We start from the raw sequence: 18,873 nt of genomic DNA, 5'->3' as shown, positions 1-18,873 counted from the left end.
GGCGCTCGTCGCCGCGTTCCAGACCGGCCAGCAAGGCATTCAAGGCGCCGCGCACCTTGTAGGAGCCGGTGCGCTGCAGGTTTTCCAGCTTCAACCACACGCCGAAGCGTTCGGCGTAATGCAGTGGCGTGGGCGAGAGGTACTTGCGCAAGCGCGCCTGTGCAGCCAGCACATCGGCCACGCTGACGGCCACGTCGCCTACGTCGGGCTCCTGCGTGGTGGGGCGGCCGGAATCAGGCATTGCGGCACGCGCGCGGCCGATCCGGAAGAAGACACCTCCGGACAGCGGTCTGGTGGTCACGCGAGGTCTGCGTACGCGGAGGCTGGGTGCTCATGCAGCGGCCTCGACCGATTCCAGCGTGACGATGCTGACCGATTCGCAGTCGTAGACCTTTTCCAGTTGCAGACGCAGCGTCTCCGGTGGACGGCTGCTGTCCACGTCCAGTTGCAGATGCCAGCGGCCGGCTTCGTCCGGCGCCGCAGCACCCTGGATGGCGCACGGGCGGAAGCCGCGGCGCTCGGTCATGCCGATCACCCGCACCAGTGCGCCTTCGGCCGGCTTCAGCACCAGATCAAGCCGGTAACGCATGTGTCGTCTCCTTGGCCGCGTGTGCGGGGTTGCTGTCCAGCATGGTGCTGTTGGCGTTGTTGGGTGGCACCAGCGGCCACACGTTGGCACGCGCATCGATGGCCACATGCAGCAGGCCTGGGCCCGGTTGCGTCAGCAGGTCGGCCAGCGCGGCATCCACGTCGCCGCGCGCGATGATGCGCTTGGCCGGGATGCCGAATACCTGCGCCAAGGCCGCGAAATCCGGGTTGTCGGACAGGTCGATCTCGCTGTAGCGCTCGGCAAAGAACAGCTCCTGCCACTGCCGGACCATGCCCAGCGAACTATTGTCCAGCAGCACGATCTTCACCGGCAGCTTGCAGCGCGCGATGGTCACCAGCTCCTGCACATTCATCATGAAACTGCCATCGCCGGAGACCAGCACCACGGTGCGGTCGGGGCAGGCAAACTGCGCGCCCATCGCCGCCGGCAGGCCGAAGCCCATGGTGCCCAGCGCGCCGCTGGTGAGGTGATTACGTGGATCGTTGAAGCGGCAATGTTGGGCCACCCACATCTGATGCTGGCCGACATCGCAGGCGATGATGGTGTCGGCCGGCGCCACTTCGCTCAGGCGCTTCAGCAGCGCCGGCGCATAGATATCGGTGCCGGGCGCGTCGTAGCGCGCGCCAAATTTTTCGCGGTTGGCAAAGCAGCGCGTGCGCCAGGCCTGGCAGTTGCCACGCGCCGCACTCAGTGCTTTCAGACTCGTTGCCACATCGCCGGGCACCGCGATATCGGCGGTGCGCAGCTTCGAGATTTCATACGCGTCGGCATCCAGATGGATGACACGCGCAAACGGGGCGAACTCGCTCAGCTTGCCGGTGGCACGGTCATCGAACCGTGCGCCCACCACCACCAGCAGGTCGCATTCTTGGATGGCCATATTGGCCGCACGGGTGCCGTGCATGCCCAGCATGCCCAGGTAATCCGGATGCGCATGCGGCAATGCGCCCAGGCCGCGCAAGGTTAGCGCGGTCGGGATGCCGGTGGCTTCGACAAAGCGCCGGAATGCCTCCACTGCGCCGGCCAATGCAATTCCGCCACCGCCATACACCACCGGGCGCTCGGCACCGGCGATCGCCGCCAGTGCATCGGCCAGTTTCGCGTCCGCAGGTGCCGGCGGCGGCAACACGGCCGCTGGCACATGCTCAGGCAGGTGCGACGCATCGGCAATCTGCACGTCCTTGGGCAGATCGATCAATACCGGGCCCGGGCGACCCTCGCGCGCAATGCGAAATGCCTCGCGCACCATCTCCGGAAGATCCTCCACACGCCGCACCAAGAAGCTGTGCTTGACGATCGGCATGGTCATGCCGAACACGTCCAGCTCCTGGAACGCGTCGGTGCCCAGCAAGGGCGTGGCGACCTGGCCGGTCAGGCACACCATCGGCACCGAATCGAGCATGGCGTCGGCAATGCCGGTGACCAAGTTGGACGCGCCCGGGCCGGAGGTGGCCACGCACACGCCGACCCGGCCGCTGGCACGGGCGTAGCCGTTGGCGGCGAGGGCGGCGCCTTGTTCGTGGCGCACCAGGATGTGCTTGAGCCTGGAATCCACCAGGGCGTCGTAGAACGGCATGATGGTGCCGCCCGGATAGCCGAACAGCGTTTCCACGCCTTCAGCTTCCAGGGCCTGCGTCAGCCAGCGCGCGCCGTTGCGGGGCGTGCTGTGTGCGGAGGTGTTCATGCGTTGCGGACCTTCGGTGTTAAGCGGTGGGGGATGCGGCGGCGTTATGCCGCCTGTTGATTCGCAGGTGCGGCGGCGGCTTGCTGTTCGCCGTTGAGCCACACCATCTTGGCGCGCAGCTTCTTGCCCACTTCTTCGATCGGGTGCTCCAGATCGGCCTGCTTGAACTTGCTGTAGTTCGGCAGGCCGGCTTCGTACTCGGCCACCCAGTTCTTGGTGAAGGTGCCGTTTTGGATGTCGGTCAGCACGTCCTTCATGCGCGCCTTGGTGCTGGCATCAATCACCCGCGGGCCGCTGACATAGTCGCCGTATTGGGCGGTTTCGGACACGAATTCCAGCATGCGGGTGATGCCGCCTTCGTAGAACAGGTCCACGATCAACTTCAATTCGTGCAGCACTTCGTAGTACGCGATTTCCGGCTGGTAGCCGGCTTCCACCAATACTTCGAAACCGGCCTGCACCAGCGACGAGGCGCCGCCGCACAGCACCGCCTGCTCGCCGAACAGATCGGTTTCGGTCTCTTCCTTGAAGGTGGTCTTGATGATATTGGCGCGCGCGCCGCCCAGGCCGCCGGCATAGGTCAGCGCGAACTGCTCGGCCTTGCCGCTGGTGTCCTGGTACACCGCATAGATGCACGGCACGCCGCGGCCGATCTCATATTCGCGACGCACCAGCGCGCCCGGGCCCTTGGGCGCGACCAGCACCACGTCCAGATCGGCGCGCGGTTTGATCATGTCGAAATGCACGTTCAGGCCATGCGCGAACAACAGGCAGGCGCCCTGCTTCATGTTGGGGGCGATGACCTCCTCGTAGAGCTTCTTCTGCACCATGTCCGGGGTCAGGATGGCGACCAGGTCGGCGCTCTTGACCGCCTCGGTGGGGGCCACGACGGTGAAGCCGTCGGCCTGCGCCTTGGATTCGGTCGGGCCCCCGGCACGCAGGCCGACGGTGACGTCGAAGCCGGAATCGCGCAGGTTCAGCGCATGCGCGCGGCCCTGGCTGCCGTAGCCGATGATCGCGATTTTCGGTTGGGTGTCGTTGCTCATGAAGGTGTCCTTGCGGGGTTGGCAGTGGAGATGGGCAGTGGAAAGAGATCAGCCGGCAGTGCAGACACTGGCCGGCTGAGCAAAGCGGGGATGAGCGAAGCCGCCGCACATGCAGACGCAGGCAGCAGCGCCGGTGCGGGCATTGCTGGAAGACGTTCTGGCGATGGTGGTGATGTCGTTCATGTCATTCGAAACTTTTGGTGATCCCTGAAACGCGAAACCCCGCGCCGTTGCCGGTGCGGGGTCTGATCGAAGCCTTGTGTGTTTGTTGCCTACACGAAGTCTCGTCCCGCACCGGTTGGCGAGGTAATAAGTACGAGCACGAGAAGCGACGCTGCCGGCACGCCGAAGGGCGCGGGCATCGGAGCGTTCGAGGTGGTGTGGCGGTGCGGCATGGGCCTGAGATAACCACCGCGGCCGGTGAGGTGTCAACCCTTGCGGCTGAAGCATCCGCATTCATGCGGCCGGCGATGCGCCAGGCCGCATGACAGCAGCATGGTTGCGGCTGAAACCGGATTGCACGTGTACCGGAATCGCCAACGGACATCACCAACTGCGCGGTTTTTCCGTGTGCGATGGCATCGAACGAGCGCCGCGACAGAGGCCGCTGGTATGGTGAGCCCTTCATCTGTCGTGTCATGGGGAGCTGTTGATCATGCGTCGCGTACCTGTCTTGCTGGTGTCTGCCCTGGCGCTACTCGCGCCGCCTCTCGGCGCCGCCGACCGGATCACCGGGCAGCCCTTCGCCACCCGCTCGGAAGTCATTGCGCCGCATGCCATGGCGGCGACCTCGCAACCGCTGGCGACCCAGATCGCCCTGGACGTGATGAAGAACGGCGGCTCGGCGGTCGACGCGGCGATCGCGGCCAATGCGGCGCTGGGCCTGATGGAACCCACCGGCAACGGGGTGGGCGGGGATCTATTCGCGATCGTGTGGGACCCCAAGACCAGCAAGCTTTACGGTTACAACGGTTCGGGCCGCTCGCCCAAGTCGCTGACCCTGGCCGAGTTCCAGCGTCGCGGCCTGAAGGACATTCCGCCCACCGGCCCGCTGCCGGTCTCGGTGCCGGGCGCGGTGGACGGCTGGTTCGCGCTGCATGAGCGCTTCGGGCGCAAGTCGATGGCGCAGAACCTGGCACCGGCGATTCGTTACGCGCGCGAAGGCCATCCGGTGGCCGAAACCATTGCCTATTACTGGGACCGTTCGGTACCGCGCCTGTCGCAATACCCCGGCTTCCAGGAGCAGTTCACCATCGACGGCCACGCCCCGCGCAAAGGCGAGCTGTGGAAGAACCCGAACCTGGCCAATACGCTGCAGCAGATCGCCGACGGCGGCCGCGATGCGTTCTACAAGGGCGAGATCGCGCGCACCATCGGTGCCTACTTCAAGGCCAATGGCGGCTACCTGAGCTACGAAGACATGGCCAGCCATCAGGGCGAGTGGGTGGAGCCGGTCAGCACCAACTATCGCGGCTACGACGTCTGGGAGCTGCCGCCCAACAGCCAGGGCATTGCTGCGCTGCAGATGCTCAACATCCTGGAAGCCTACGATTTTTCCAAGATCCCGTTCGGCTCGGCCGAGCATGTGCACCTGTTCACCGAGGCCAAGAAGCTGGCGTTTGCCGACCGTGCACGCTTCTACGCCGACCCGGCCTTCCAGCCCGCACCGCTGGCCAGGCTGGTGTCCAAGGACTACGCGGCCCAGCGCCGCGCGCTGATCTCCATGGACAAGGCGCTCAAGGAAGTACAGCCGGGCACACCCAAGCAACTGGAAGAGGGCGACACCATCTACATGACCGTGGCCGATGCCGACGGCATGATGGTGTCGCTGATCCAGTCCAACTACCGCGGCATGGGCAGCGGCATGGCGCCGCCGGGGCTGGGCTTCATCCTGCAGGACCGCGGCGAGATGTTCGTGCTGAAGAAGGATCACCCCAACGGCTACGCACCGGGCAAGCGGCCGTTCCAGACCATCATCCCGGCCTTCGTCACCAAGGACGGCAAGCCGTGGCTGAGCTTCGGCGTGATGGGCGGTGCGATGCAGCCGCAGGGCCATGTGCAGATCGTGATGAACCTGGTGGACTTCCACATGAATCTGCAGGAAGCCGGCGACGCGCCGCGCATCCAGCATGAAGGCTCCACCGAGCCGACCGGCCAGGCCACGGCGATGAGCGATGGTGGCGAGGTCAATCTGGAGACCGGCTTCTCCTACGACACCATCCGTGCGTTGATGCGCAAGGGCCACCGGGTGATCTTTGCCGATGGCCCGTATGGCGGCTATCAGGCGATCGCCCGCGATCCTGCCAGCGGGGTGTACTACGGTGCCTCGGAAAGCCGCAAGGATGGGCAGGCCGCCGGATTTTGAGCGGGCTGGCGCGGTGCCGCGCGACTCAACTCCAGGCCCGACGCGCCGCTAACGCTATCGATGGATTAGGAGTCCCCATGAGCTCGATGCAATCGCCTGACCCGCCGTCGCAGACACAGGCGGCCCAGCTTCCCGATGCGCCGGTGGCCCTGCTGCGGCTTTCGGCCGAGGCCTGTCTGGTGGCGTGCAACCGCGCCGGCCTGGACGTGCTGGGCAAGACCGCCGGCGAGCTGCAGGGCGCGCCGGCATCGGTGCTGTGGGGATTGAGCGCAGCGGATCTGGTCGGCGAAGAAGGCGTCTGGGCGGCACCGGGCGACGATCCGGCGCGGCGCGTGCGCTACGTGCGCGAGCGCGCGTACGGTGGCTGGATGCTGTCGCTGCCGCACGTGGAAACCGCAATCCTGCTGCGCGAAGCCACCCGCCTGGCCGACGACAGCCGCCCGGTGCCGATTTCGCCGCTATTGCAGCCGTTGGTGGCGCGCCTGCAGGCCGAGCATGAAGACCGTACGGTGCTGGAGCGCACCGCCCAGGCGCTGGCCGGCTGCGAGCTGGAACTGCTGCTGCCGCCCGGTCTGGCAGAGACCGACATGGGGCGCCGGCTGCAGGCCGGCTTCGGCAATCTGGCCGAGGCGATCCGGCAGGCCGTGGCGCTGTCGGTGCAGATCGCGGCTGAAGTGCCGCCGCTGGTAGCCGAAAACGACGACATGGTGCGCCAGTCGCAAGCCCAGACCGAGGCGCTGGACGGGGCGCGCATGGCGGTGGAGCGGCTCTCGTCCAGCCTGCACGACGTCAATGCCGAGCTGGGGCAGGTCATCGCGCTGGCGGCCAGTGCCGATGACAGCGCGCGGCAGGGCGTGGCGGCGGCGCACGCGCTGGGTCAGGCCATGCACGAAGTGGAGCGTCGGGCCGCGCGTGCCGGTGAGGTCATCGAAGTCATCGACTCGGTGGCGTTCCAGACCAACATCCTGTCGATCAATGCCAGCATCGAAGCGGCGCATGCCGGCGATGCCGGGCGCGGCTTTGCGGTGGTCGCCACCGAAATCCGCCGCCTGGCAGAGCGCGCCTCAGCGGCGGCCCGCGATGTGCGCGCTATCCTCGCCGAAACCAGCGCCGCGGTAGGCGAGGGTGCGGCCTCCGCGCGCGGCACCGAAGCGGTGCTCGACGGCATCACCCGCGTGCTTGGGCAGGCCAGCAGCGCGATGACCACGGTGGCCGGGCGCATCCAGGCGCAGGACGGCGAGATCCGCGGCATCGAGCGCGCCGTGGATGGCGTGGTGGCCCTGGGCCGCAGCAATCTGCAGCACGCCGCGCATGTGGCCGAACGCAGCGAAGCGCTGGAGCGCGGCACCGAAACCCTGCGCGACTGCGTGGGGTTGTTCCGATTGCCGGCCGACCCGCTGCAGGTGCCCCGGCACGCGCGCGTCAAGGAACTGGCCGTGGCCACCGCGGGCAGGATCGGGGCGGCATTGGCGCAGGCCATTGCGCGCGGCCAGATCGATGAAGCCGCGTTGTTTGCGCGCGCCTACACGCCGATCGCCGGTGTCGAACCGCCCAAGTTCACTACCGACTTCGACGCGCTCTGCGATCAGGTGTTGCCGCCGCTGCAGGAGCCGCTGCTGGATGCGCACCCGTGGATCGTGTTTGCCATCTGCGCCAATCCCGACGGCTACGTGCCCACCCACAACCTGCGCTTCACCCAAGCGCTGACCGGCGATGCCAAGCGCGACCTGGTCGGCAACCGCACCAAGCGCAAGTTCACCGACCGCGTCGGCCGCAGCGTCGGCGCACACACCGACCCCTACCGCCTGCAGGTCTACCGCCGCGACACCGGTCAGATCATGTTCGACCTGTCGGCCCCGATCTTCGTCGATCGCAAGCACTGGGGCGGCCTGCGGGTGGGATACACCCTGGAGTGACCGGGAAACCCACGCGTGCGAGGGTGTCGCCGCGTGCGCGGTACTGCATCCGGCCGGACCCTGGCCGCCGTGCGTCAACGCGGCAACCCAAAAAAAAGCCGCCGGAATCGGCGGCAGGGAGAGAGAGCAGGTTTCTTGTTGTAGTGCCGGCAGGCTAGTTGCACGGTGTGCCGCGGAAATGTCTGCGCATGTCAGCGAGCAGGCACCAAACGTCCTGTTCAGCTCTTGGTGATCTGCAAGGTCGCTTCGTATCAGACTGCTGCTGATCGCAAATCATGGTCGCCGGCCGTGATCGTTCCGCAATAAGCAGGCGCGTCCAGCTGGATACGCCCCATCCGGCTAACGGGTGAGCGCTTCCTCCCTGCGGATGCGCTTTCTCGTGAGTTCCTTCCGCAAAGCTGCTCGCGCGCGCCGTGAGCGCAGGCGATGTGGTTTAATCGCCGCCGAAGTGGGGGTACCGCAGCGCGCTGCGGTTGAGATAGTCCCTTCGAACCTGATCCGGCTCATACCGGCGTAGGGAAGCTTCGTTAGATGCGAGGGTCCGTGCCTGCACGGGCACCTGAGTGTTGAGCGCCGCCGCTTCGTCCGCACTGCGACTCCTTCGCAGGGCCAGCACACAGGACGAATGCCATGAATGCCGCGCCCACCGTTTTGCAGCAACAAGCCCAGTCGTTGTCCCAGGCTGTCACCCAGCCGATTTCCGGGTCCCGCAAGATCTTCGTGCAAGGCTCGCGCGCGGATCTGCAGGTGCCGATGCGCGAGATTGCGTTGACGCGCACGCCCACGTTGTTCGGTGGCGAAGACAATGCGCCGCTCAGCGTCTACGACACCTCTGGGCCCTACACCGACCCACAGGCGGCCATCGATCTGGCTGCCGGTCTGGCACCGCTGCGCACGCAGTGGATTGCCGAGCGCGGCGACACCGTGGCGCTGGATGGATTGAGTTCCAGCTTCGGGCGCGGACGCGAGCACGATGCGCGGCTGGATGCAGTGCGTTTCCCGGCGCGTCGTCTGCCGCGCGTGGCCCGGGAGGGCGCCAACGTCACCCAGATGCATTACGCACGGCGCGGCATCATCACGCCGGAGATGGAGTTCGTGGCAATCCGTGAAAACCAGCGGTTGGAGGCGGTGGCCGATGCGGTCTTGCGCAAGCAGCATCCCGGCGAGTCGTTCGGTGCGGCGATCCAGCAGCGCATCACGCCGGAATTCGTGCGTGACGAGATTGCACGCGGCCGCGCGATTCTGCCCAACAACATCAATCACCCGGAAAGCGAACCGATGATCATCGGTCGCAATTTCCTGACCAAGATCAACGCCAACATCGGCAACAGCGCGGTGTCTTCGGGCATCGCCGAAGAAGTGGAAAAACTGGTGTGGTCGATCCGTTGGGGCGGCGACACGGTGATGGACCTGTCCACCGGCAAGCACATCCACGAAACGCGCGAGTGGATCATCCGCAATTCGCCGGTGCCGATCGGCACGGTGCCGATCTACCAGGCGCTGGAAAAAGTGGACGGGCGTGCCGAAGCCCTCACCTGGGAGATTTTCCGCGACACCTTGATCGAGCAGGCCGAGCAAGGCGTGGATTACTTCACCATCCATGCCGGCGTGCTGTTGCGCTACGTGCCGCTTACCGCAAAACGCGTCACCGGTATCGTCTCGCGTGGTGGCTCGATCATGGCCAAGTGGTGCCTGGCGCATCACAAGGAGAATTTTCTCTACACGCACTTCGAAGACATCTGCCAGATCATGAAGGCCTACGACGTGGCATTTTCGCTGGGCGATGGCCTGCGGCCGGGTTGTATTGCCGATGCCAACGACGCGGCGCAGTTCGGCGAGCTGGAGACGTTGGGCGAGTTGACCAGGCTCGCCTGGCAGCACGACGTGCAGACCATGATCGAAGGCCCGGGCCATGTGCCGATGCAGTTGATCAAGGAAAACATGGACAAGCAGCTGCGCGAATGCGGCGAAGCGCCGTTTTACACCCTGGGGCCGTTGACCACTGATATCGCGCCCGGTTACGACCACATCACCAGCGCGATCGGCGCGGCGATGATCGGCTGGTTCGGCACGGCGATGCTCTGCTACGTCACGCCGAAGGAGCACCTGGGTCTGCCCAACCGGCAGGACGTGCGCGACGGCATCATGGCCTACAAAATCGCTGCGCATGCAGCCGACCTCGCCAAGGGACATCCCGGGGCGCAGGTGCGCGACAACGCCTTGAGCAAGGCGCGTTTCGAATTCCGTTGGGACGACCAGTTCCATCTCGGGCTGGATCCGGAAAAGGCCAGGGAGTTTCACGACGAAACCCTGCCCAAGGACGCGCACAAGCTGGCGCACTTCTGTTCGATGTGCGGTCCGCACTTCTGTTCCATGAAGATCACCCAGGACGTACGCGACTACGCGGCCGAGCACGGCATGGGCGCTGAGCGTGCGTTGTCAGCCGGCATGGAAGAAAAGGCGTTGCAGTTCCTGGCGCAGGGCGCACAGGTGTATCGCGCGTCCTGATGCCGCCAGGCGCCCGCCGCCGAGCTCGGGCGACGTGGTCGCTTAACAGGAATTCAGGTTTTCGCGAGCAGATCGCATCGTGGTGCGCAAGTGCCACGGTGGGGTCGCGCTGCAAGCGATTACACAGCACAAGGCTCTCGACGGTTTTACCTGAATCGCAGATAAAAAAATCGCGCCAGAAGGCGCGAAGGGAACATCGTCGTTATTTGAATTCGTCGGCGAGAGAGAGAGAGCCTGACGTCGCCGCCTGTCATAGGAAGCAACGGTGCGTAGGGTAAAATTTGCACCAAACGGATGCATGACACAGTTGGTCGTGGTCCTTTGCTGAATTTGGCGTTTCGCGCGGATTGCGTGATGCGTCCTTTGTTGTCCTTGCATGCCGATGCGTGTTTTTTGCCGATGAGTGTTCCTCCCGTTACTGCAATGCCCTCTGGCCGGCTGCGCGTCGGCCCGTGCGTGGTCGACGTTGCCTCGCGCGAAGTGCATGCGCCCGGAGCCAGGCGTGTCGCGCGGCTGGCGCCCAAATCCCTGGCGGTCTTGCTGAGCCTGGCGCGGCAGCCGGGGCAGGTGGTCACGCGTGAGCAGCTGCTCGCCGACGTGTGGCCCGATACCTTGCCCACCAATGATGTGGTCACCCAGGCGGTGACGCAGCTGCGCAAGGCGCTGGCCACTCATGGGAGCCAGCGCTCGGAGCACATCGAAACGATTGCCAAGACCGGCTATCGGCTGATGGCGCCGGTGGCGTGGGAGACGGAGAGTGACCCGCTGGTGGCGCAGGTGCCTGACGCGCAATCGCCGTCGCATGCGCAGGCGCCGGCAGTTCTGGATGCAGCGCTGCCCGCGCCTGCAGCGCGCGTGAGTGCAACAGCGCCGACCATCCCTGTTCCCGCACCGGCGCAAGGCCAATCTTCGCGTGCTGCTGCGATGACACCGCGGCGGCGCTGGATGGCTTTGGCGATCGCGGGCGTGGCCTTGCTGGCGGTGCTCGGGCTGGTGCCGCGCACGCTCTGGCTGCATGCGCCGGTCGACCCGGTGGCGACATCGAGCGCAGTGCCGGGCAGCCCCAAACGACCGTACCAGGTGATTACCGCAGGCGGCGGATTCGATCTCACTCCCAGCCTGTCGCCGGACGGCCGCATGGTCGCGTATGCATCGTTGACCAGCGATCGTCCGGGGACGTCGATCCTGGTCAAGACGACCGACAACGCCTACCCGCGCGTGCTTGAAACACCGGCGCCCGGCATCTCCGATCGCCTGCCTGCGTGGTCGCCGGACGGACGGCAGATTGCGTTCTCCAGGCAGGCTCCGGATGGAAGCTGCGGGGTCATGATTGCGGCGGCAAGCGGCCCGGCCGCAGCGCGCGAGGTGGCCCGCTGCGATGGCGCGGACATGCTCAGTTTCAGCTGGTCGCCCGACGGGCGTGCGTTGTTGTTCGGCAGCATGACCGGCGCACAGGGGGGCGCGCGGATTCGGCGCCTGGATCTGGGCACCGGGCAGTGGCAGGCGCTGCGCTACAGCGCGGAGCCGGGCGACTTCGACTACGCGCCGGGCTATTCCCCGGACGGGCAGTGGATCGTGTTCCTGCGCAACCCCCAGCTCGGCGACCTGTGGCGAATGCCTGCACAGGGCGGCACCGCCGAGCGGTTGACGCATGACAATGCCGATATTCGCGGTTGGAGCTGGTTGCGCGACGGGAGCGGGCTGGTATTCGGGCGCCGCGTGGATAGCGAGGCGCGCTTGTATCGGCTGGATCTGGTCGATCGCAGCCTGCATGACCTGGGCGTGGACGATGCGCAGGCGCCGGACGTGGCGCACGACCACCTGGTCTTCGTGCAGCGCAAGCCGCAGTTTGGTGTGTATCAGGTCATTCATGACCCCATGAATGGCGGCTACATCCGGCGCCGCCTGTTTCCCTCCAGCGGGCGCGATGACCAGCCGATGATCGCGCCGGACGGTCGCCAACTCATCTTCGCCTCTAACCGCTCCGGCGCGTATGGGCTGTGGTGGGGCGACGTCACCCAGCCCGGCTCGGTGCGGCTGATCGAAGGCCTGCGGCCGGATGCGCGGCAGGCGGCGGATTGGTCCGCCGATTCGCGCAAGGTGCTGGTCAGCGGCAGCGATGCCGACGGGCATGCGGCGCTGTTCGAAGTGACCCCGGGGAACGGCAAGGCCGTGCGCCTTGCGGTGCCCCAGGCGCGGCCGTTGCAGGCGATCCATCTTCCCGATCCTGATCGCTTGCTGGTCGTGGCCGCGGCCGACGATGGCCACACCTTCGCCACGCTGTACGACCGCCGCAGTACGCCGTGGCGCGCGCTGGCCACGCTGGCGGACGTGTCGCAGCTACGGTTGGACCGGGTCAGCGGGCAGGTGCTGTTCACGCATCTGAGTGGTGGCGGGCTGTGGCAGATCGCGCCGACGCTGGCGGCCGATACGCTGCAGCCGGTGGACCCGCAGCAGCCGACGCGTTGGCGTTATCGCAGCTGGGCGCCCGGCGCCAATGGCCAGGTGCACTATCTGTCGTCCAGCGACAGTTGCGCGACGCATGACAGCGAGTTGCGCAGCCAGCATGCGCAATGCCTGGACGTGGCGAAGTTCACCACCATCAACGGCTTCAGCCTCGATCAGCACAGCGGCGCGATGTATGTCGCGCTGGCGGAAGAGGATGGCAGTTCGATCGCCTATATGGCACTGCCCGGACGTTCGTCGGTCCCTGTCGGCTTCATATCCAACTTGTTGACGATATTGAGAAAAGTCGCCTCGTAATTTATTCGGAAAGGCTTCGTATCGATTTCGGCACTCCTTCGTCGGAACTTCCTGACTCACGCCAGATTCGGCAAAACACTACGCCCTCTTTTGTAAACGGGGCTGCCAACATGCAACAGGTCATCACTGCCGATCGCGGGCTCGCGCTGTCATTGGACGGCGCCAGCGAGTCGACCTCGACCACGTGTCTGGCAGTGTCGCGTCTGGGCAGCATCCGCACGACGTCCGCCACCTTCACGCTGTGGGTGCAGCTGCGCGGCCGTGCCTGGGTGGAATCCAAAGAGGGCCGCTTCCGTTTGCGTGCCGGCGACTGGATCGCCTTCGACAAGGATTCGCACCCCACCGTGCAGGCCGATCGCAGTGCCCTGTGCGTGGGCGTCAGCCTGGATGGCGACAGCTTGCAGTCGCTGGCCGAGTTGACCGATGCCACGCTCTATCCGGGGCGCAGCCACTTGTCGCGCAGCGATCTGCGCATCGCGTTACGGCTCTGGCGCAATGCGGCCCTGCAGAACGGTGGCGCGTCCGCGCGCCCGTTGTTGCTGCACCTGGCGGCGATGCAGCGCGACTTCATCGAACAGGAGCAGCGTTGCCCGGGTCGCTCGCGTAGCCGCCGCCGTCAGGTGTTCGGTCGCATGCAGCGTGCGCGGCTGTACCTGGAAGGCAACAGCGACCGGGTAGTACGCATCAGCGAACTGGCGCAGCTGACCAACTTCTCCAGCTGGTATGTCTCCAAGACCTTCCAGAGCCTGTATGAAGAGAGCCCGCAGGCCTTGTCGGCCCGCTTGCGTCTGGAGCGCGCCTCTGACCTGTTGCGCGATACCTCGATGATGATCGGCGAAGTGGCAGCGGCCAGCGGCTTTGACAATTGCTGCAGTTTTGCGCGTGCATTTCGTGCGCGCTTCGGTGTCTCTGCATCGCACTACCGCGACCAGGCGACCAATCCGCCAGATTCGGCAAAGCCACGTAGCGTGACGCGCAAAGCGACGGCGTTCACGCAATCGTAATTTGCACAGGGGCGCTTAACGCGCCACTAACGAACCCTGGAGAGATTGATGAACCTTCGCACTTCCGCAGTGCGGCTGGGCCTTTTGCCCGCCGGTATTGCGATCGCGTTGACGCCGGCTTTTGCCGCCAATGCACAAGAGCAGTCCGCCGCCCCGTCGACCACGACGCTGGACCGCATCGAAATCACCGGCTCGCGCATTCGCTCGGTCGACGTCGAAACCGCACAGCCGGTGTTCACCGTTAGCCAGCAGGACATCCAGAAGTCCGGCCTGGTGAGCGTTGGCGACATCCTCCAGAATCTGTCGATCGCCGGTACGCAGACTTACAGCAAGGCTGCCGTGCTGACCTCCGATCCGGAACAGGGCGGCCAGTACGTCAATCTCTACAACCTGAACGAAAACCGCACCCTGGTGTTGGTGAATGGCAAGCGTTGGACCAGCAGCCTGAACGGCCTGACCGACATGTCCACCATTCCCAGCTCGCTGATCGAGCGCATCGAAGTCCTGAAGGACGGCGCCTCGGCGATTTACGGCTCCGACGCCGTGGCTGGCGTGGTCAACATCATCCTGCGCCAGAACTATGACGGCGCGGAAGCGTCGGCGTATTTCGGCCAGAACGGTCGTGGCGACGGTTCCAAGGAGCAGTACTCCTTCACCGCCGGCACCACCACCGACCGTGCCTCGCTGGTGTTCGGTGCCAACTACACCAATGAAGATCCGGTGTGGGCCAAGGATCGCGCGCTGACCCGTTATTCGGCCGGCCCGAACCACATCGAAGACAGCCTGAGCGCGACCGGTCCGTGGGGCCGCTTCACCTCCAACGGCGAAACCTACATCCTCAACCACACTGGTTCGTTCGACGGCCGTGGCGTGGGTGCGGATTCGCGCAACATCGCCAACTACCACAACGACATCACCACCGACGACTACTACAACTCCGTCGACCAGATGATGTTGCAGCAGTCCAGCCGCAACAAGTCGATCTTCACCACCGGCAGCTACAACCTGACCGACAGCCTGACCTTCAAGTCGACTGCGATGTACTCCGAGCGCGACTCGAACCGTCAGATCGCCGGCTACCCGCTGCAGGCGTCTTCGCAGCCGCAGTTCCCGGTTGCCATCAGTGGCAGCAGCTACTACAACCCGGTCGGCCAGGACATCACCAGCTGGTTCCGTCGCACCGTCGAACTGCCGCGCACCACCGAAAGCAACGTCAAGACCCTGCATTTCGATGCAGCGCTGGAAGGTGTGTTCGACGTTGGCAGCCACGGCTGGAACTGGGACGTCGGCTTCAACTACAACAAGTACGATGTGACGCAGGTGTCCCGCGGCAACATCAACTTGCTGGCGCTGCAAAAGGCACTGGGTCCTTCGTTCCTCAATGCGCAGGGTCAGGTGCAGTGCGGTACCGCAGCGGCTCCGATCGCTCTGGGTACCAGCAATGCGCTGGGCCAGTGCACCCCGTTCAACATCCTGGGTGGCCCGTCGGCCTCCACGCCGAACGCGCTGCAGTACATCAATGCGCTGGGTCAGGCAACGCAGCAGAGCCTAAGCAAGCAGTGGACCGCCAACATCACCGGTGGCCTGTTCGATCTGCCGGCCGGTGAGCTGGGCTTCGCCGCAGGCGTCGAGCACCGCGAAGTCAGCGGTTACGACTACCCCGATCAGCTGTCCAGCGCCGGTTACACCACCGACCTGGCTGCACAGGCCACCGAAGGTCGCTACCAGACCAACGAAGCCTACCTGGAACTGTTGATCCCGGTGTTGAAGGATCTCCCGGGCGCCAAGGAACTGTCGTTCGACGTGGCTGCGCGTTACAGCAACTACAGCCGTTTCGGTGACACCACCAACAGCAAGTTCAGCTTCACCTGGAAGCCGATCGACGACCTGCTGGTGCGTGGTACCTACGGCACCGGGTTCCGTGCGCCGACGCTGTCGGACACCTTCGGTGGCGGTTCGCAGACGTTCGATACCTTCACCGATCCGTGCGACGCCACCTTCGGCTCGCTGGGCAATGCAGGCGTGGCAGCACGCTGCGCCGGCGAAGGCCTGCCGGCCGGCTACCGTCAGACCGACACCGCGGGCAATCCGGTGACCCGTCGCGACGTGCAGGGCAACGCGCCGTTCAATTCGGGCGTGGGCAATGCCGAGCTGGAGCCGGAATACAGCATCACCCGTACCGTGGGCATGGTGTACAGCCCGCATTGGGTGCAGGGTCTGGATTTCTCGCTGGACTGGTACCGCATCTCGATCTCCAACATCATCACTTCGCTCACTGCCAATGATGTGTTGAACAACTGCTACCTCAACAACCTGGCCAGCTACTGTGCCGACTACGGTCGCGACCCGATCAGCGGTCAGGTCACCACGCTGAGCCGCGGCAACGTCAACCTGGGTCGTCTGGAAACCGAAGGCTACAACTTCGGCGTGCGTTACCGCATGCCGGAAACCGCCTACGGCAAGTTCGCCGTCAACCTGGACACCAACTACCTGGCAACCTACAAGTCGCAGGCGGAAGCCGGCGCCGAGTGGGCAAACGCGGCCGGTTACTGGAACTTCCCGCGCGTGCGTGCCACCTTGGGTCTGGACTGGTCGCTGGGTTCGCTGTCGGCCAACTGGAACCTGCGTTACTACGGCGGTTTCCGTGATTACTGCTGGGATGCAGCGGCAGGCATCGAGTGCAACAACCCGAACTACCAGACGCCGAATCCGGGCTGGGGCGGTGGCACCGGTTCCAACAAGAAGGGCTCGATCTCCTACCAGGACGTCTCGGTCACCTGGCAGGCTCCGTGGGATGGCAGCGTGACCGTCGGCGCCCGCAACATCTGGAACAAGCAGCCGCCGATCACCTACTCGATCACCAACAGCAGCACCGCGGCGATCGATCCGATGCTCGACTACGACCGCTTCCTGTTCGTGCAGTACAACCAGCGCTTCTGATCATCGAAGCGATGTAAGTGTGTCGAAAAAGCGGGCCGAAAGGCCCGCTTTTTTTGTGCCCGCCACTGAGCGTGCCTTCCGTGCGGCGTGCGGATGAGCCGCGCTGGTGAGCGCCAAGCTGCTGCATTTCCGGTGCGATGCGTACGTGCTGCTCCAACGCTGAGGGGGCTCGCTGCCCACACCATTGCGGTGCGTGGGGGATTACGAGCATCCGACTGCGCACGAGCAGTCCGATATGGACCGATGCCAGGTGCCAGCGTCCCCACCGCAGGTGCCTGAAGCCATGGCCGTTGCCATGCTTGGTCCAAAGGCCAATCGCTACCGCGTTGGGATCGATTCGGCTGCGTGTGTTGCAGGGTCTGCATATCCGTGGGGTCCTGCCAATCGCGGAGTTGCTGACCTCGCAGGCCGGCATCCTGCAGATGCGCATCGGGCATCCTGCCCGTATCACGCGGTGGCGAAATACCAAAGAAAAAGGCGCGATGTCATCGCGCCTTTCGTCCTTCAATCGCTGCCTTCACCGTCGCCGCTTACGCTTCGGCAAGCCCCAGCAAGGTATCGGCCTGTTCGCGCCAGGCCGGCAGGCGGGTGATCACCCCCACCTTGGACAGATACTCTTCGTCCACCGCCTCGCCGCTGGCCAGCGCGGTGGCCACGTGCACCGCGCCGGTGACCCAGAAGCTGCGCAGGCTGGAGCGCTGCGGATGCCGATGGAACGCCACTGCCTCGATGATCGGCATCGGCAGGCCCCACAGGCCCAGCAGATACGCGCCGGCTTCAGTGTGACCCAGACGCTCGTCGCCGCCTTCCAGCAGCGGCTCGCGCTCGTCGCGCACGCCGGGCAGCAACAGGCCGATATCGGCCAGCAGGGCCGCTGTGGACCCCAACTCTGCACTGGTCGGTGGCAACACTTTTGCTGCCAGTCGCGAAGAGAGCAGGGCGCGACGCTGCATTGCGCTACGCTCGGCCGGGGTCAATGTCTGTACCGAGAAGACTTCGCTGGCCAGCACCAGGTCGCGCAAGGTTGCCACGCCCAGACGGGTCACCGCGGTCCGCAAGTCGGTGATGCTGCGGCCGCCGGAAAAGAACGCCGAATTGCACAATTGCAGCACCTTGGCCGCAATCGCCGGGTCGCCGGCGATCAGCTTGGCGATGTCGGCCGCATCGGCGCCATCGTCTTCTTCCAGCGCGTGCATCAGACTCAGATACAGATGCGGCGGCGAGGGCAGCTTTTCGATGCGCCCGATAGCCGCGCGCAAGCGCGGGTTGCTGAGCAGATCGCGCAGTTCTTCCAGGCTGGTTACCGCCTCGAGCAGCACTTCCGGGGCCAGCGGCATCGGCAGGAAACGATGGGCCACGCCAATGATGCGGGCCGGCGGCGTGCGCTGGCCATCCTGGGCATCGATCAGCGCGATCCGGATGGTATCCGGGCGCAAGGTGCGGATCTGCCCCAGCAGGGTGGCGGCAGTCAGGTCCGGCAACACCGGTGCAACGATGACCGCATCGAACGGCGACAACGCGGCAGCTTCGATCGCCGAATTTCCATCGGCCACCTGCTGCGCCTGCCACTGATCGCCGAGATCGGCGACATAGTCGATCAGGTCGGACGGAAGACTGGCTTCGTCCCCAACAAACAGAATACGCAAGACACTTCCCCAGAAGTCACCGGCGGCAGACGCCGGCCAAACGCAGTCGGCAAATGTACCCAATCTGCCGAAGGCGGTCACCGGGATCACGGCAAATGCGTGATCCCGGTCGCTCCGCAGTGCGGAGCAGTGTCACAGCCAACGGCTCAGGGCGCGTCGGAATTATAGCGTTCGACCGACTCGACCAGGATGCGCTTGGCCTCGGCCGCGCCGCCCCAACCGTCGAGCTTGACCCACTTGCCCTTCTCCAGGTCCTTGTAATGCTCGAAGAAGTGGCCGATGCGCTCCATCCAGTGGCTGGAGACCTGGTTGATGTCTTCGATGTGCGCGTAGCCGGAGAAGATCTTCTCGATCGGCACCGCCAGGATCTTTTCGTCGCTGCCCGCTTCGT

General features: G+C 65.2%; 13 protein-coding genes and 1 riboswitch. Of the genes, 6 read left to right on the top strand and 7 right to left on the bottom strand.

What is annotated here, in order from left to right; all coding sequences use genetic code 11:
• The 5 genes from OZ10_RS11620 to OZ10_RS23025 form a co-directional block, all read right to left on the bottom strand.
• Window positions 1–241, bottom strand: a 241-nt coding sequence (locus OZ10_RS11620) for a pyridoxal-phosphate dependent enzyme (RefSeq protein WP_039564977.1), incomplete at its 3' end; no start/stop codon positions are given.
• 90 nt (window positions 242–331) lie between these two features.
• Window positions 332–589: an ACT domain-containing protein gene (locus OZ10_RS11615; protein ID WP_039564976.1), complete on the bottom strand. Its 258-nt coding sequence runs from the start codon at window positions 587–589 to the stop codon at window positions 332–334.
• Window positions 573–2,294 carry an acetolactate synthase 2 catalytic subunit gene (gene ilvG / locus OZ10_RS11610; protein WP_039564974.1) on the bottom strand — a complete coding sequence of 574 codons (1,722 nt, stop codon included), beginning with the start codon at window positions 2,292–2,294 and terminating at the stop codon, window positions 573–575. The genes OZ10_RS11615 and ilvG overlap by 17 nt, the downstream gene beginning before the upstream one ends.
• A 44-nt stretch (window positions 2,295–2,338) precedes the next feature.
• Complete coding sequence (gene ilvC / locus OZ10_RS11605) at window positions 2,339–3,340, bottom strand: ketol-acid reductoisomerase (protein WP_039407273.1); 1,002 nt, start codon at window positions 3,338–3,340, stop codon at window positions 2,339–2,341.
• A 48-nt stretch (window positions 3,341–3,388) separates the two neighbouring features.
• Window positions 3,389–3,523, bottom strand: a complete 135-nt coding sequence (locus OZ10_RS23025; RefSeq protein WP_267483707.1) for a hypothetical protein — start codon at window positions 3,521–3,523, stop codon at window positions 3,389–3,391.
• A 472-nt stretch (window positions 3,524–3,995) separates the two neighbouring features.
• On the opposite strand from OZ10_RS23025, the gene ggt reads away from it, so the two are divergent.
• The 6 genes from ggt (at window position 3,996) to OZ10_RS11575 (ending at window position 16,836) form a co-directional block, all read left to right on the top strand.
• Window positions 3,996–5,705, top strand: coding sequence for a gamma-glutamyltransferase (gene ggt / locus OZ10_RS11600; protein WP_039564979.1), 1,710 nt, complete (start codon window positions 3,996–3,998; stop codon window positions 5,703–5,705).
• A gap of 77 nt (window positions 5,706–5,782) precedes the next feature.
• A complete protein-coding gene (locus OZ10_RS11595; protein ID WP_039564973.1) occupies window positions 5,783–7,621 on the top strand; it encodes a methyl-accepting chemotaxis protein in 1,839 nt (612 codons plus the stop codon).
• A gap of 440 nt (window positions 7,622–8,061) precedes the next feature.
• Window positions 8,062–8,159, top strand: a riboswitch (TPP riboswitch).
• A gap of 92 nt (window positions 8,160–8,251) precedes the next feature.
• Entirely contained in the window at window positions 8,252–10,129 is a 1,878-nt protein-coding gene (thiC, locus tag OZ10_RS11590; protein ID WP_039564970.1) for a phosphomethylpyrimidine synthase ThiC, read from the top strand.
• A gap of 423 nt (window positions 10,130–10,552) precedes the next feature.
• Entirely contained in the window at window positions 10,553–12,892 is a 2,340-nt protein-coding gene (locus OZ10_RS11585) for a winged helix-turn-helix domain-containing protein (protein ID WP_039564968.1), read from the top strand.
• A 110-nt stretch (window positions 12,893–13,002) separates the two neighbouring features.
• A complete protein-coding gene (locus OZ10_RS11580; RefSeq protein WP_039407288.1) occupies window positions 13,003–13,896 on the top strand; it encodes a helix-turn-helix domain-containing protein in 894 nt (297 codons plus the stop codon).
• 48 nt (window positions 13,897–13,944) lie between these two features.
• Window positions 13,945–16,836, top strand: coding sequence for a TonB-dependent receptor plug domain-containing protein (locus OZ10_RS11575; RefSeq protein WP_039564967.1), 2,892 nt, complete (start codon window positions 13,945–13,947; stop codon window positions 16,834–16,836).
• A gap of 530 nt (window positions 16,837–17,366) precedes the next feature.
• Here the strand turns inward: OZ10_RS11575 and OZ10_RS11570 are convergent.
• Window positions 17,367–18,482 (bottom strand): HDOD domain-containing protein, encoded by a 1,116-nt coding sequence (locus OZ10_RS11570; protein ID WP_039407294.1) that lies wholly within the window; start codon window positions 18,480–18,482, stop codon window positions 17,367–17,369.
• A 146-nt stretch (window positions 18,483–18,628) separates the two neighbouring features.
• Window positions 18,629–18,873, bottom strand: a 245-nt coding sequence (locus OZ10_RS11565; RefSeq protein WP_039564965.1) for an inorganic diphosphatase, incomplete at its 5' end; no start/stop codon positions are given.

Source organism: Xanthomonas cannabis pv. cannabis (assembly GCF_000802365.1).
Taxonomy (GTDB): domain Bacteria; phylum Pseudomonadota; class Gammaproteobacteria; order Xanthomonadales; family Xanthomonadaceae; genus Xanthomonas; species Xanthomonas cannabis.
The sequence above is the reverse complement of the archived record's forward strand: the minus strand, read 5'-3'. Positions and strand labels throughout refer to the sequence as shown.

Coding starts and splice junctions, on each gene's coding strand:
- OZ10_RS23025 (WP_267483707.1), bottom strand. CDS start 3,523: ATGAACGACATCACCACCATCGCCAGAACGTCTTCCAGCAATGCCCGC.
- OZ10_RS11580 (WP_039407288.1), top strand. CDS start 13,003: ATGCAACAGGTCATCACTGCCGATCGCGGGCTCGCGCTGTCATTGGAC.
- OZ10_RS11585 (WP_039564968.1), top strand. CDS start 10,553: ATGCCCTCTGGCCGGCTGCGCGTCGGCCCGTGCGTGGTCGACGTTGCC.
- OZ10_RS11615 (WP_039564976.1), bottom strand. CDS start 589: ATGCGTTACCGGCTTGATCTGGTGCTGAAGCCGGCCGAAGGCGCACTG.
- OZ10_RS11595 (WP_039564973.1), top strand. CDS start 5,783: ATGAGCTCGATGCAATCGCCTGACCCGCCGTCGCAGACACAGGCGGCC.
- thiC (WP_039564970.1), top strand. CDS start 8,252: ATGAATGCCGCGCCCACCGTTTTGCAGCAACAAGCCCAGTCGTTGTCC.
- ggt (WP_039564979.1), top strand. CDS start 3,996: ATGCGTCGCGTACCTGTCTTGCTGGTGTCTGCCCTGGCGCTACTCGCG.
- ilvC (WP_039407273.1), bottom strand. CDS start 3,340: ATGAGCAACGACACCCAACCGAAAATCGCGATCATCGGCTACGGCAGC.
- ilvG (WP_039564974.1), bottom strand. CDS start 2,294: ATGAACACCTCCGCACACAGCACGCCCCGCAACGGCGCGCGCTGGCTG.
- OZ10_RS11575 (WP_039564967.1), top strand. CDS start 13,945: ATGAACCTTCGCACTTCCGCAGTGCGGCTGGGCCTTTTGCCCGCCGGT.